This is a genomic window from Telluria sp. AC161 (genome assembly GCF_979258535.1).
In genome coordinates, this window is sequence record NZ_OZ409861.1 from 4,266,366 (window position 1) to 4,280,452 (window position 14,087).

General features: G+C 60.7%; 11 protein-coding genes and 1 riboswitch. Of the genes, 6 read left to right on the forward strand and 5 right to left on the reverse strand.

What is annotated here, in order from left to right; translation table 11 throughout:
• Positions 1–80: 80 nt before the first annotated feature.
• A riboswitch (cobalamin riboswitch) is annotated at positions 81–299 on the reverse strand.
• A 272-nt stretch (positions 300–571) separates the two neighbouring features.
• The 3 genes from kynU to ACZ0AJ_RS19020 are packed head-to-tail and all read left to right on the forward strand — an operon-like array spanning position 572 to position 3,161.
• Positions 572–1,834: a kynureninase gene (gene kynU / locus ACZ0AJ_RS19010; RefSeq protein ID WP_499455975.1), complete on the forward strand. Its 1,263-nt coding sequence runs from the start codon at positions 572–574 to the stop codon at positions 1,832–1,834.
• Between the two features lie 33 nt (positions 1,835–1,867).
• Positions 1,868–2,755: a tryptophan 2,3-dioxygenase gene (gene kynA / locus ACZ0AJ_RS19015; RefSeq protein ID WP_499455976.1), complete on the forward strand. Its 888-nt coding sequence runs from the start codon at positions 1,868–1,870 to the stop codon at positions 2,753–2,755.
• A gap of 25 nt (positions 2,756–2,780) precedes the next feature.
• Positions 2,781–3,161 (forward strand): VOC family protein, encoded by a 381-nt coding sequence (locus ACZ0AJ_RS19020; RefSeq protein WP_499455977.1) that lies wholly within the window; start codon positions 2,781–2,783, stop codon positions 3,159–3,161.
• Here ACZ0AJ_RS19020 and ACZ0AJ_RS19025 read toward each other — a convergent pair.
• The 3 genes from ACZ0AJ_RS19025 to ssb all read right to left on the reverse strand — a co-directional run bounded on the left by ACZ0AJ_RS19025 (position 3,144) and on the right by ssb (position 5,514).
• Positions 3,144–4,439 (reverse strand): type II toxin-antitoxin system HipA family toxin, encoded by a 1,296-nt coding sequence (locus ACZ0AJ_RS19025; protein WP_499455978.1) that lies wholly within the window; start codon positions 4,437–4,439, stop codon positions 3,144–3,146. The genes ACZ0AJ_RS19020 and ACZ0AJ_RS19025 overlap by 18 nt on opposite strands.
• Complete coding sequence (locus ACZ0AJ_RS19030) at positions 4,414–4,737, reverse strand: helix-turn-helix domain-containing protein (RefSeq protein WP_499455979.1); 324 nt, start codon at positions 4,735–4,737, stop codon at positions 4,414–4,416. Before ACZ0AJ_RS19030 ends, ACZ0AJ_RS19025 begins: the two co-directional genes overlap by 26 nt.
• Before the next feature lie 255 nt (positions 4,738–4,992).
• Positions 4,993–5,514, reverse strand: a complete 522-nt coding sequence (gene ssb / locus ACZ0AJ_RS19035; protein ID WP_258836787.1) for a single-stranded DNA-binding protein — start codon at positions 5,512–5,514, stop codon at positions 4,993–4,995.
• A 468-nt stretch (positions 5,515–5,982) separates the two neighbouring features.
• On the opposite strand from ssb, the gene uvrA reads away from it, so the two are divergent.
• On the forward strand, positions 5,983–8,844 hold the full coding sequence (uvrA, locus tag ACZ0AJ_RS19040) for an excinuclease ABC subunit UvrA (protein WP_499455980.1): 2,862 nt from the start codon (positions 5,983–5,985) through the stop codon (positions 8,842–8,844).
• A gap of 431 nt (positions 8,845–9,275) precedes the next feature.
• On the opposite strand, the gene ACZ0AJ_RS19045 is transcribed toward uvrA, so the two are convergent.
• Positions 9,276–11,141: a phosphoenolpyruvate carboxykinase (GTP) gene (locus ACZ0AJ_RS19045; protein WP_499455981.1), complete on the reverse strand. Its 1,866-nt coding sequence runs from the start codon at positions 11,139–11,141 to the stop codon at positions 9,276–9,278.
• Positions 11,142–11,510: 369 nt separating this feature from the next.
• Here ACZ0AJ_RS19045 and ACZ0AJ_RS19050 point away from each other — a divergent pair, with 369 nt between their 5' ends.
• On the forward strand, positions 11,511–12,503 hold the full coding sequence (locus tag ACZ0AJ_RS19050; protein WP_499456815.1) for a D-2-hydroxyacid dehydrogenase family protein: 993 nt from the start codon (positions 11,511–11,513) through the stop codon (positions 12,501–12,503).
• A 177-nt stretch (positions 12,504–12,680) separates the two neighbouring features.
• Here the strand turns inward: ACZ0AJ_RS19050 and ACZ0AJ_RS19055 are convergent, their stop codons facing one another.
• Positions 12,681–13,436, reverse strand: a complete 756-nt coding sequence (locus tag ACZ0AJ_RS19055; protein WP_258836790.1) for an L-asparaginase — start codon at positions 13,434–13,436, stop codon at positions 12,681–12,683.
• Positions 13,437–13,581: 145 nt separating this feature from the next.
• Here ACZ0AJ_RS19055 and ACZ0AJ_RS19060 point away from each other — a divergent pair, with 145 nt between their 5' ends.
• Positions 13,582–14,067: an asparaginase domain-containing protein gene (locus ACZ0AJ_RS19060; RefSeq protein WP_499455982.1), complete on the forward strand. Its 486-nt coding sequence runs from the start codon at positions 13,582–13,584 to the stop codon at positions 14,065–14,067.
• Positions 14,068–14,087: the final 20 nt, after the last annotated feature.

Consider the following 14,087-nt stretch of genomic DNA (forward strand, 5'->3'; position numbering starts at 1 on the left):
GCACGAACGCTGACGCGACCGCAGTGGCAACACAAAAGGAACGACGAACTACCAACAGGCACGCCCACACCCCGGGACGTACGCAATGCATCGTGAAGGCCGGTCTTCTGGCTTGCCGTCATCCTTCCCGGGTCCTGCCTTCCCGTGCACGGGGCACAGTGGCGTTCGACGAGGGTCGTCAGGCATACAGCAGCGGGGGCTGCGCCGGACTGGCGTGCGATGGATTCGCACACGTCACCGGCTTCCCGTTTCACCTTCCTGCAGACGAGCAGGACGGCACCATTCACTTGATTGGGCGCGATTCTACAGCCAGGGTGCGCCACTGTCACCGCATTCTTTGGCTTCTAGGGAAGCACTGATTAATTCATGGAGGCGGACTTGGCACGGAAAATAGCCACCCTGCGGCGTTGCAAATTCTCGCAATAGCTCGCTATTGCTGCGATTTGCGCCTTGCATGGCGGCTTTTTCCGCAGCCAATTCCATCCCCCAGAATAAATCAGTGCTTCCCTAGCCTAGAATGGCGGTATTGTCCGGCCAGGCCGGCACCCACTACTTCTTCGCGACCGTTCACATGATCACACGACAAGACTGCCTGGCCCTCGACGCGGCCGATCCGCTGGCTCCCCAGCGCAATGCCTTTGCGCTGCCGGACGGCGTGATTTACCTCGATGGCAATTCGCTCGGCGCCCGCCCCCGCGCGGCCCTGCAACGCGCGCAGGACGTGATCGCCGCCGAATGGGGCAATGACCTGATCCGCAGCTGGAACACGGCCGGCTGGTACGACCTGCCGCAGCGCCTGGGTACCCTGATCGCGCCGCTGATCGGCGCCGCGGCCGATGAAGTGGTGGTCACCGATTCGACCTCGGTGAACCTGTTCAAGGCGCTGGCTGCGTCGCTCAAGATGCAGGCCGACGCACCGGCGCACGCGGCCCGCCGCATCATCCTCACGGAGCGCGACAACTTCCCGAGCGATATCTACATGGCCGAAGGCCTGATCGGCTGGCTCGAGCGCGGCTACGAGTTGCGCCTGCTCGACAGCTGGGCCGACCTGCCGGCCGCCCTCGAAGGCGACGCCGGTGCCCAGGTGGCAGTCGTGATGCTCACGCACGTGAACTACCGCACCGGGCGCATGCTCGACATGAAGACGATCACGGCGCAGATCCACGCCGCCGGCGCGCTGGCGATCTGGGACCTGGCCCATTCGGCTGGCGCAGTGGAGGTTGACCTGAATGGCGCGCAAGCCGACTTCGCGGTGGGCTGCACCTACAAGTTCCTCAACGGCGGACCGGGCGCGCCGGCATTCATCTGGGTGCCGCAGCGCCATCATGCGCAGTTCACGCAGCCGCTCACCGGTTGGTGGGCGCACCGCCAGCCGTTCGCGATGCAGCCGGCGTTCGCGCCGGTGGCCGGCATCAAGCGCGCGATGTGCGGCACGCAGCCAGTGGTGGCGCTGGCGCTGATCGAATGCGGGCTGGCCGTGTTCCAGGATGTGACGATGGCGGCGCTGCGCAAGAAGTCGCTGGCGCTGTCGGACCTTTTCCTGGCGCTGCTCGAACAGGAGTGCGCTGCGCATCCGCTGGAGCTGATCACGCCGCGCAATCACGCGGACCGTGGCAGCCAGGTGAGCGTCACGCATCCGCACGGTTACGCGGTGATGCAGGCCCTGATCGCGCGCGGCGTGATCGGCGACTACCGCGAGCCGCAGGTGATGCGCTTTGGCTTCACGCCGCTGTACACGGGGTATGACGATGTGTGGCAGGCGGTGATGGTGCTCAAGGATATCCTGGACCGCAGCGACTATCAGGTCGATGCCAAGCGCACTGCGGTGACCTGAGCGATTTTCGAGCGATTCTCAAGAGAGGCCACAATGCCCTGCCCTGTTACCCCTGATTCGTCCGCCAGCAATGCCGATTTGAGTGGCTGCCCTGTCGCGCAGCCCGGCTACCACGGCGCCAAGCTCGATTTCAGCAAGGACATGAGCTACGGCGACTACCTGTCGCTCGACACGATCCTCAACGCCCAGCACCCGCTGTCGCCCGAGCACAACGAGCTGCTGTTCATTGTCCAGCACCAGACCAGCGAACTGTGGATGAAGCTGATGCTGCACGAGCTGCACGGTGCGCGCGACAACATCGCGCGGGGCCAGCTGCCAGCGGCGATGAAGATGCTGGCGCGCGTGGCCGCGATCATGAACCAGCTCGTGCATGCATGGGATGTGCTGGCGACGATGACGCCGCCCGAGTACACGGCGATCCGCCCATACCTGGGCGCGTCGTCAGGGTTTCAGTCGCACCAGTATCGCGAGATCGAATTCATTTTGGGGAACAAGAACGTCACGCATTTGCAGGTGCATCAGCACAAGCCTGACGCGCACGCGGCGCTGCAGGGCGTGCTCGATAAACCGTCGCTGTATGACGAAGCGATCATGGTGATGGCGCGCAGTGGATTGGCCGTGGATGCGGCGCGGCTTGCCGGGCCTTGGCATCAGGCGACGCAGTCGGATCCGTCGGTGAAGGCGGCGTGGATGGTTGTGTATCGCGATACTGACCAGTACTGGCCGCTGTATGAGCTGGGTGAAAAGCTGGTGGATATCGAGACGGCGTTTCGGCTGTGGCGCTTCCGGCATGTGACGACGGTGCAGCGCGTGATCGGTTTTAAAACCGGCACCGGCGGCACGGACGGCGTGGGGTATCTGCGCAAGATGCTCGATGTCGTGCTGTTCCCGGAGTTGTTCGAGTTGCGTACCGAGCTGTAATCACATCACACAAGGACCGCCTGCCATGATTTCCCATCTCGACCACCTGGTGCTGACCTGCACTAATCTCGATGCGACGAAGGATTTCTATACGAAGGTTATGGGCATGGGGCTGGAAAACTTCGGCGCGGGGCGGATCGCCTTCACCTTCGGCAACCAGAAGATCAACCTGCACCAGCGCGGCGCCGAGTTCGAGCCGAAGGCGCATCTGCCGGTGCCGGGGGCGCTGGATCTGTGCTTCATTGCGGCGGTGCCGCTTGATGCCGTCATTGCGCATCTGGGCAGCTGCGACTGGCCCATTGTCGAAGGGCCGGTTGAGCGGACTGGGGCGACCGGCAAGATCCGCTCGGTGTATGTGCGCGATCCGGATCTGAATCTGATCGAGATTTCAGAGATGATGAGCTGACTGCGCAGTGCTTGCTGCAAGTCGTTGAGATGTCGTGTTAATTCGGTCGGACATGAATACCTCCAGGACCGGACCAAACATATCCTTGATCTCATTGAAACTGCTTTGTATTTTTTTGAGTAGCGCATCCATATACTGCTCTGCATCGATTCTCGACTTGAAACCAAACCGCGCATAGTCAGTAAGCATCGCCTCCCGATCGATATCACGACGACCGGTGCTCACTTGCATCACCAACAATTTTGGCGTTTCTTCTGGATTAGGCACGACATCGAACGCAGGTGCCAATCTCCATCGATTCTCTGTCGCATCAAAAATCACGGCATGATTCCTGGGGTGGTCATCATCGTTACCTACCACGGCATTAAAGATCATCCGCCCAAACAATTCCACCAAATCATCCTTGGGTGCGCCGATTCGCCGAAGCTCTTCAGCCAACCGCGGATAACTGGACCCTTTACTGTCTTCATCGGTTGTAAACGGATATTGGATCTGAAGCAGCGACGCCGCGCTGACAGCCATGATTCGCTTCTGACCATTCCGGTCAAACCGCAGAACGCGCACGACGCTGGCGCCTCCAATTAACGCATGATGCCGGGTATCAGCGAAACGCAAGCCAGTCGCCCTCCCCAACTGCTGAGTTCCGTGTTCCAGCAAGGCCAGATCGACGGTGTCAGTAGAAAGGCCCGGCTTCACAAGCCAAAACGTGTCGTCATCCTGAACAGTAGCCTTGGGTCTGGCGCCCCCCAAGCTTGGCGTGGCAAAGAGATGCTTCCTCAACTGTGCATTCACGGCAGGTCTGCGCTCTGAGATCGCAAGGAGCTCTTGAACAAGATCGTCGAGTTTATGTAGTTTGGGGCTCGCAAGGTGCGCCACATTTGGCTTTGGCGTAGAACCAATTGCTAATGCACCCCATCGATCACCGTTACCAGCCAATCTCAGGTAGTCAATCGACAAGGTGTCTTGAGGAAGATCGTGTTTCAGTCGAAGAAGTAGTTGGCCCCAAGAGTCTGGACTGGCATCGCGCAACACATCGTGTAACCCGTCATAACGACGAGCGATGTGTTCGATGGCCACCAAAAAAGGAAGATTGACTGGGTCAATTGCCCACGTCAGGCCCAGTTCTGCATAGGATGGTGCGTATCGATAAAGCCCTACCCGACGCTCTGAGTCACGTTGATATCGCCCGACAACCACCCACTCGGCAGTGTCTGGGCGTTGCAAGTACACGTAAAGAGGAGGCCGCACCCGGTTAAAAGTAGTCATTGTCGTCGACATCTGGTCTAGCTCTCTTGTCCCAGTGATCCATCTGCCACAACGTTATGTCGAGCTCCGGCACGGCGAAGGCCAGCACACCCAATATGTTAAGCGCAGCTAGATACAGGGCTGCATTCACGTTCCCCTCGCCGTGCTCCATCCTGACCAAGGTAGGACGGGAGATGTCGAGACGTTCACAAAGGTCGTGGGCTGTAATGTTCTGTAAAACCCGCTGTTTTCGGATGCATTTGCCCCAAATTTTGAGGCGCTCTGCTACGAGGGTTGGTATCTCAGAAGTAGGTCGGGCACGCTTAGCCATATCTTTCTCTACTCATAATTTTTACATTAAACATATTAATGTAAAAATTATGATTTTTACTGAACCGTAGAAAAAATGAACGGAAATCGTTACATGGACGATTCAAGATTCTTACGTCCAAGGTGTATACACGGACAAGCGTTATGGCCTGTCAGAGGAAACGCGCCAGGTCATGGATTCCGTTAGTCCTCTACAAAAAAAACCCACTCTCAAAGAGAAAGTGGGTTTTTGTTTTCGTTCCCTGAAACTTCTATATCAGAACGGAATGTCGTCATCCATATCCGAGAAGTTCGGTGCCGGTTTCGGCTGCGGACGTGCTGCCGGTGCCGGTGGCGCCTGGCGTGGTGCTTGCTGGCGTGGCTGCTGTGGCGCCGAGTAGTCGTCGTCCATGCCGCCACCGCCCATACCGCCACCCATGCCGCCGCCGTCGCCGCCCATGCCTTGGCGACCGCCCAGCATTTGCATGTTTTCAGCGATGACGTCGGTTGCGTAGCGCTCGATGCCGTCCTTGTCGGTGTACTTGCGGGTCTGCAGACGGCCTTCGACGTAGACCGACGAGCCTTTTTTCAGGTATTGCGCGACGATCTCGGCCAGGCGGCCGAAGAACGAAATACGGTGCCACTCGGTCAGCTCTTTTTGCTCGCCGGTGTTGCGGTCTTTGGATTTGTACGAGGTGGCGACCGCGATGTTCGCGATGGCGTCGCCGCTCGGCATGTAGCGCACTTCCGGATCGCGGCCGAGGTTGCCAACGATGATGACCTTGTTAACTGATGCCATTTGATTACTCCTGCTGGGTATGATCAGCCCTGACTCTGCATGGTTCTAGGCGTCAGGGAACGTGGTAGTACAGCTCACTATTATGAGGCCGGCGCCCGGATTTGCCACAACAATTTGTTGAAATCCATCAGCCGTAACGCAGCGTCATCCCGTCGATTTTGTTGTCAATCCGACCTCATCCATAGCTCGGCAGGGAATTTATTTTGCGAATCTGAACGCTTTGTCATTGAACCGTTCAGAGGGCGACCCACATACGGCGGACATGTTGTTGTCCAGGCCATCGCGCCACCCGGATGCGCTTGCCGATCCGGCAATGCGCACATTAGAACCACTGGACAAATATACAGCCGTAACAAAAACCAGCTACACTAACGGGTTCTCCCCGATTGGCCCGCTGACCCGGTCGCTTAGCGTTCGCGGCTCCGCCACGGTGGCCCACATAAACTAATAGAAAGTCTGCCCAACTTAATGGAAGAAATTCGCATTCGTGGTGCCCGCACGCACAATCTGAAGAACATCAACCTCGACCTGCCGCGCAACAAGCTGATCGTGATCACGGGTTTGTCGGGCTCCGGCAAGTCGTCGCTCGCTTTCGATACCTTGTACGCCGAAGGCCAGCGCCGCTACGTCGAGTCGCTGTCGGCCTACGCACGCCAGTTCCTGCAGCTGATGGAAAAGCCCGATGTCGACCTGATCGAGGGCCTGTCCCCGGCGATTTCGATCGAGCAGAAGGCGACCTCGCACAATCCGCGCTCGACCGTCGGCACCGTCACCGAAATCCACGATTACCTGCGCCTGCTGTACGCGCGCGTCGGCACGCCATATTGCCCGCAGCACCCGCACCATCCGCTGGCCGCGCAGACCGTGTCGCAGATGGTCGACTCGGTGCTGGCCATGCCGGAAGGCACCAAGCTGATGATCCTGGCGCCGGTCGTGGCCGGCCGCAAGGGTGAGCATGGTGACCTGTTCCTGGCGATGCAGGCCCAGGGCTTCGTGCGGTTCCGTATCGCCAGCGGCGTGGCCGCGGCCAAGATCTACGAGATCGACGAGCTGCCCAAGCTGAAAAAGACCGAGAAGCACACGATCGACGTCGTGATTGACCGCATCAAGGTCAATCCGGACATCAAGCAGCGCCTGGCTGAGAGTTTCGAGACCGCACTGCGCCTGGCCGATGGCCGCGCGGTCGCGTACGAAATGGACACCGAAAACATGACGGTGTTCTCGAACAAGTTCGCCTGTAATGTCTGCGGCTACTCATTGCAAGAGCTGGAACCGCGCCTGTTCTCGTTCAATAATCCAATGGGCGCCTGCCAGGAATGCGATGGCCTGGGCCACATCGAATTCTTCGATCCGAAACGGGTCGTGGCCTTCCCGCACCTGTCGCTGGCGTCCGGCGCCGTGAAGGGCTGGGATCGCCGCAACCAGTTCTACTTCCAGATGCTGCAAAACCTGGCGTCGCACTACGACTTCGACCTCGACATACCGTTCGACAAATTGCCGGCGGCATCGCAGGATGCCGTGCTGTTCGGGTCGGGCAAGACAGCGATCCCGTTCAGCTATGTGAACGAACGCGGCCGCACCGTGATTCGCGAACACACGTTCGAAGGCGTCGTCAACAACCTGCAGCGCCGCTATCGCGAAACCGATTCGATGGCGGTCAAAGAAGAACTGGCGAAGTTCATCAACGAGAAGAAGTGCCCGTCATGCGAAGGCGCGCGTCTGCGCACCGAAGCGCGGTACGTGAAAATTGGCCAGGGTGCCCAGCAGCGCGCGATCTATGAAGTGTCCGATAAACCGCTGCGCGATACGCTCGAGTTCTTCGAAACGCTGGAACTGACCGGCGCCAAGAAGGACATCGCCGAGCGCGTGATCAAGGAGATCATTTCGCGCCTCAAGTTCCTGAACAACGTGGGTCTGGATTACCTGTCGCTCGACCGCAGTGCGGACACCTTGTCCGGCGGCGAAGCGCAGCGTATCCGCCTGGCGTCGCAGATCGGCTCGGGCCTGACGGGCGTCATGTACGTGCTCGACGAGCCGTCGATCGGCCTGCACCAGCGCGACAACGATCGCCTGATCGCGACGCTGAAACACCTGCGCGACATCGGTAACAGCGTGCTGGTGGTCGAGCACGACGAAGACGCGATCCGCACCGCCGACTACATCGTCGACATGGGACCGGGCGCGGGCGTGCACGGCGGGCAGATCATCGCCGAAGGTACGCTCGAGCAGATCATGAAGAACGAGCACTCGGTCACGGCCCAGTACCTCGACGGTCGGCGCCGGATCGAAGTACCGAAGAAGCGCACCAAGGCCGACCCGGCGCGCCAGCTGGTGATCACGGGCGCCAAGGGCAATAACCTGAAGGATGTGACCCTGACGCTGCCGGTGGGCTTGATGACCTGCATTTCGGGTGTCTCGGGTTCGGGCAAGTCGACCTTGATCAACGACACGCTGTACCCGGCACTGTCGCGTCACCTGTACGGTTCGCAGACCGAGCCGGCCGAGCATACGTCGATCCACGGCCTGGAGCACTTCGACAAGGTGATCTCGGTCGACCAGGCGCCGATCGGCCGCACGCCGCGCTCGAATCCGGCGACGTACACGGGCTTGTTCACACCGATCCGCGACCTGTTCTCGACGGTGCCGACGGCCAAGGAACGCGGCTACAGCGCTGGCCGCTTCTCGTTCAACGTCAAGGGCGGGCGCTGCGAAGCGTGCCAGGGCGATGGCGTGATCAAGGTCGAGATGCACTTCCTGCCGGACGTGTATGTGCCGTGCGATGTCTGCCACGGCAAGCGCTACAACCGCGAAACGCTGGAAGTCAATTACAAGGGCAAGAACATCACCGAGGTGCTGGAACTGACTGTCGAGGATGCGCACGAGTTCTTCAAGCCGGTGCCAGTGATTGCGCGCAAGCTGCAAACGCTGCTGGACGTGGGCCTCGGGTACATCAAGCTGGGGCAAAGTGCGACGACCTTGTCGGGCGGCGAAGCGCAGCGCGTCAAGCTCTCGCTCGAGCTGTCCAAGCGCGACACGGGCCGCACCCTGTATATCCTGGATGAACCGACGACCGGCCTGCACTTTGCCGACATCGACCTGCTGCTGAAGGTGATCCACCGCCTGCGCGACCAGGGTAATACGCTGGCAATCATCGAGCACAACCTGGACGTCATCAAGACGGCGGACTGGGTGGTCGACCTGGGGCCGGAAGGCGGCGCCGGCGGCGGCGTCATCGTGGCGACGGGCACGCCGGAAGACGTGGCCAAGAACAAGGGCAGCGCCACTGGCAAGTATCTGAAGCCGTTGTTGAAGGCGCCAGCGAAGGCGTAATACGCCGCTTCAGGCAGCACAATAGAACAGGGGCAACGCCAGCGGCGTTGCCCCTGTTTTTTATGTTTTCACCGTCACGAAGACGGTGCCTCCTCCCATCAGTCGTAGGGTGGACGGGTTTCCCGTCCACGCGGTGATGGTTGGCCGAAAGATCATCCGGCAAGATCACGGCACCGTTAGCGATCATGATTGGCAACGAGATCGTCCGGCGCGATTGCAGCACTGCGGACGATCACCGCGTGGACGGCCGAGCCGTCCACCCTACGCCAACAGGCCACATCAGGGCAGCGCCAACAGGCCGCAAATGAATCAGGGGCAGCACCGACAGGCCCAAAAATGAATCAGGGGCAGCGCCACCGGCGCTGCCCCTGTTCTTTTTTTATATTTTCACCGTCGCGAAGACGGCGCCTCCCCCACCAGGCAGCTTACGCTCAAGCAGCCAGTTGTTTCTCCAGCCGGTCACGCGTGGCCACCAGCTCTTGTGGCAGGTGGTAGGCCAGCTTCTCGAACAGCTCGGTATGCAGTTTCAGTTCTTCACGCCAGGCGTCCTTGTCGATCGACGTGATCTGCGCGAATTGCTGCTCGCTGAAGTCCACACCTTCCCAGTTCAGGTCGGCGTAGTTCGGCGTGGTGCCAAACAGGTGCTCGGTGCCGCCGGTGGCACCGGCAGTGCGGTCCAGTATCCACTTCAGCACGCGCATATTATCACCGTAACCTGGCCACACGAAGTTACCCTGCGCATCGGTGCGGAACCAGTTGACGCAGAAAATCTTCGGCAATGCCGCCGGATCAATTGCTTCGACCTTCTTGCCCAGATCGAGCCAGTGCTGGAAGTAGTCGCTCATGTTGTAGCCGATGAATGGCAGCATCGCGAATGGATCGCGGCGCACGACGCCCATCTGGCCGGCGGCGGCGGCGGTGGTTTCGGAACCCATCGCGGCGGCCATGTAGACGCCTTCCACCCAGTCGCGTGCTTCGGTCACCAGCGGCACGGTCGTCGAGCGACGGCCACCGAAGATGAACGACGAGATCGGCACGCCGGCAGGATCGTCCCAGGCCGCATCGATCACCGGATTTTGCGTAGCAGCGACCGTGAAGCGCGCGTTCGGATGCGCAGCCTTGGTGCCCGATGCCGGCGTCCAGTCCTTGCCCTGCCAGTCGATCAGGTGGGCCGGTGCTTCCTTGGTCATGCCTTCCCACCAGACGTCGCCATCGTCGGTCAGCGCGACATTGGTGAAGATGACGTTTTCACGCAGCGAAGCCATGCAGTTCGGGTTGGTCTTGTCGTTGGTGCCCGGGGCCACGCCGAAGTAGCCGGCTTCCGGGTTGATCGCGACCAGCTTGCCATCGGCGCCCGGCTTGATCCAGGCGATGTCGTCACCGATCGTCGTGACTTTCCAGCCGTTGAATGCCTGTGGCGGGATCAGCATTGCGAAATTGGTCTTGCCGCAGGCCGACGGGAACGCGGCGGCGATGTATTTCTTGTCGCCTTGTGGCGATTCGACGCCCAGGATCAGCATGTGTTCGGCCAGCCAGCCGGTACCGCCCTGCTGCGCTTCTTGATAGCCCATGTTCGAGGCGATGCGCAGCGCGAAGCACTTCTTGCCCAGCAGCGCATTGCCGCCGTAGCCAGAACCGAACGACCAGATTTCGCGGGTGTCTGGGTAGTGAACGATGTACTTGGTGGCATTGCATGGCCATGCGACATCGGCCTGGCCATCGACCAGCGGCATGCCGACCGAGTGCACGCACGGCACGAAGTCGCCGTCCTGGCCCAGCACGTCGTACACGGCGCGGCCCATGCGCGTCATGATGCGCATATTGACGGCGACGTATGGCGAGTCGGACAGTTCGACGCCGATATGGGCGATCGGCGAACCGAGCGGGCCCATCGAGAACGGCACGACGTACAGCGTGCGGCCGGTCATGCAACCGTCGAACAGGCCGTGCAGCGTCTGGCGCATTTCGGCCGGTTCCATCCAGTTGTTGGTCGGGCCGGCTTCTTCTTTCGTGGTCGAGCAGATGTAGGTGCGGTCTTCGACGCGCGCCACGTCCGACGGATCGGACCAGGCCAGGTAGGAATTCGGACGCTTGGCCGGGTTCAGCTTTTTCATCGTGCCAGCGGCAACCATCTCGGCGCACAGGCGGTCGTATTCGTCTTCCGAACCGTCACACCAGTAAATGCTGTCAGGCTTGGTCAGCGCAGCAATCTCAGCCACCCAATTGATGAGTTTTTGATGTTTGATGTAAGCTGGGACGTTCAGTGCGGCGACGCCGCCCATCACGGGTTGGTTCATGGGGATACCTCCAAATGCCAATTAAGAATTCGGGTGGACCGTTACCTTGCATCGTCTTCGACCGGGGCGCCCTGCGGTCGATCACGACGTTGGGCAGGCACTCTGCGGCAGAAGCAGGAATCAACACTTGACGATACAGCGGGCAGGTCGGCAGCTTCGGTTGAAGCCTTGCTGTGCGTCTCGTGAGCACCGTTGGATACGTGTCATTCGCTTAAGTTCTGCGCCGATTGTACACCCGCAAAACAGCGTTTCGACGGGTTTCACTACAAAAAAGTAGGAAAAATGCCCGACTGATGTAGTAGGCTATTTGGGCATTTGCCCTATCGTGTTATTTGTTTACAGGCAGATCATATAATTGTGACAACACCACTGAAAATCGCGATTCTTGATGACTATCAAGACGCTGCACGCCGTCTCGCGTGCTATCCGCTGCTCGATGGCCACGAGGTCAAGGTCTTCCAGAGCTCGACCCGCGGCCTGGGCCAGCTTGCCATCCGGCTGGCGCCGTTCGATGCACTGGTGCTGATCCGGGAACGCACCGCCTTCCCTGCGGCCCTGCTGGCCAAGCTGCCCAACCTGAAACTGATTTCGCAAACCGGCAAGGTCAGCGGCCATATCGACGTGGCGGCTGCGACCGCGCGCGGCATCGCGATTGCCGAGGGCACCGGCTCGCCAATTGCACCGGCAGAATTGACGTGGGCGCTGATCATGGCGGCCAGCCGCAAGATCGTGCCGTACGCCACCAATCTGAAAGAAGGACTGTGGCAGACGGCCTCGACCAATCCGGTGCTGAATGGCGTGGGCCGCGTGCTGCACGGCCGCACGCTGGGGCTCTGGAGTTACGGCAAGATTGGCAAGCTGGTGGCCGGCTATGCGCGCGCGTTCGGGATGCGTGTGGTGGTGTGGGGCAGCGACGCGAGCCGGGAGGCGGCGATCGCCGATGGCTTTGAGGCGGCGCCGTCGCGTGAGGCGCTGTTCGAGATGGCCGATGTGCTGAGCCTGCACTTGCGCCTGGCCGAATCGACCCGTGGCATCGTCACGGCAAGCGATCTGGCGCGGATGAAACCGGACGCGCTGTTCGTCAACACCAGCCGCGCCGAACTGGTGGCCGATGGCGCGCTGGAAAGCGCCTTGAAGAAAGGCCATCCGGGCATGGCAGCGCTGGACGTGTTCACCAGCGAGCCACTGGGACCGGACTCCCCGTTGCTGCGCATCCCGACCGTGCTGGCGACACCCCACATCGGCTACGTCGAGCAGGACAGCTACGAGTTGTATTTCAGCGCGGCGTTCGAGAATATCGTGCAGTTCGCGCAGGGTACGCCGACCAATATTCTGAATCCTGAGGCACTGGGCAAGCGGTAAGCGGGCCGCGGCACTGCGTTGGAACGGCGTGGTATGCGGGCTGACTTGGGTTCCAGCCTTCGCTGGACCGAGGTTCATCGGTAGCAGGCCAAACCGCGCAATTGCATCCATCCCGGCTACCACCAGCACGTCGTTCCAGCGCAGGCTGGAACCCAAGGCTGACGCAAAGGTGGAAACTCAGCGCAGTTCGGGCTCGCCCCTGATATTGATCTTCGGCGCCGGCAGCACATGCGTGCCGGTCCACAGCCCGGCCCAGCCCGGCGGCCAGCCAATATCCGGCCCGGCATAGGGTTTGAGGCCCGCGCGCACCGGGACGATCGGCACCGGCGGCGCTTCGATCAGGCCGCCACCCGGTGGCCGCTCCATGTTCAGGCTATACATATACCCGGGCAACAGCAGGTCGCATGCCTGTGCGAACCACGCTGTGTGATCCTCGTCGCGGCCCAGCGCCTCGGCCAGCCCTTGCGGATCGAATTTGGCCAGTGCATGGATCAGCTCATCGGTGCTCGCGCCCGGCACATCGTTCCAGCCCATCACCGGATTATTGTTGTACTCGGCGCCCGAGCCATACCAGCCTTCGCGCCAGGTGCGCTGCATCCAGTTGCGCGGTCCTGTGAACAAGTGCCAGCGCCAGTGCAGGCCGGATGGCTTGGGCCACGAGTACAGATACAGTTTCTGGTAACCGGCCTCGTGCAGCGCGCGCACGACGGCCATCAGGCGCGCGTGCGGCATGCGGTCGGGTGGCGCGCGCCGGAACAGGATCGGCTCGCCGTCGGCGTGCTGCACCTCGTCATTCGACAGGTTCAGGTCTTGCGCGCGCGACTCGTTGCCGAAGCGCGCCGACACCCACCCGGTGAGCAGGTTGACATGCGTGATCACGCCATAGCCGCGATGGCGCTGGAAGATCACGGTTCCGGGGGCAACTGCTTTCATGGCAAATATGGAGATAGACTGTAGAAAAGGAAAACGATGGGGGAAATACTCATCCGATCCGGACGATTCTAGCGCAGTCGCCTGGAGATCGCCGGTGGTTTGGCGATATCATGAGGACCTTTTTTCAGCGAGTGGATAAACCAACATGACTTTGCGACTCATCGCCACCGGCGGCACTTTCGACAAGCATTACAACGAACTTAATGGCGTGCTGGGCTTCGCCGAAAGCCATTTACCAGAGGTCATCAAGCGCAGCCGCATGACGGTGCCGGTGGCGCTGGACGTGCTGCCGCTGCTCGATTCGCTCGAGATGGGCGACGCCGACCGCGAGCGTGTGCTGACGACCTGCCAGGCCGCATCCGAAAAGGCCATCGTCATCGTGCACGGCACCGACACGATGCGCGAAACGGCCGCCGTGCTGGGCGCGGCGGGCCTCGACCAGACCATCGTGCTGACCGGCGCCATGATCCCGTACTCGATCGCCAATTCTGACGCGCTGTTCAATCTGGGCTTTGCCTGCGGCGTCGCACAAGTGCTGCCGGCCGGCGTGTACGTGGCGATGAACGGTCAGGTATTCCCTTGGGATAACGTGACCAAGAACCGCAGCGCCGGCGTGTTCCAGGGATTATAAAGAGAAACGAAAAACGACAA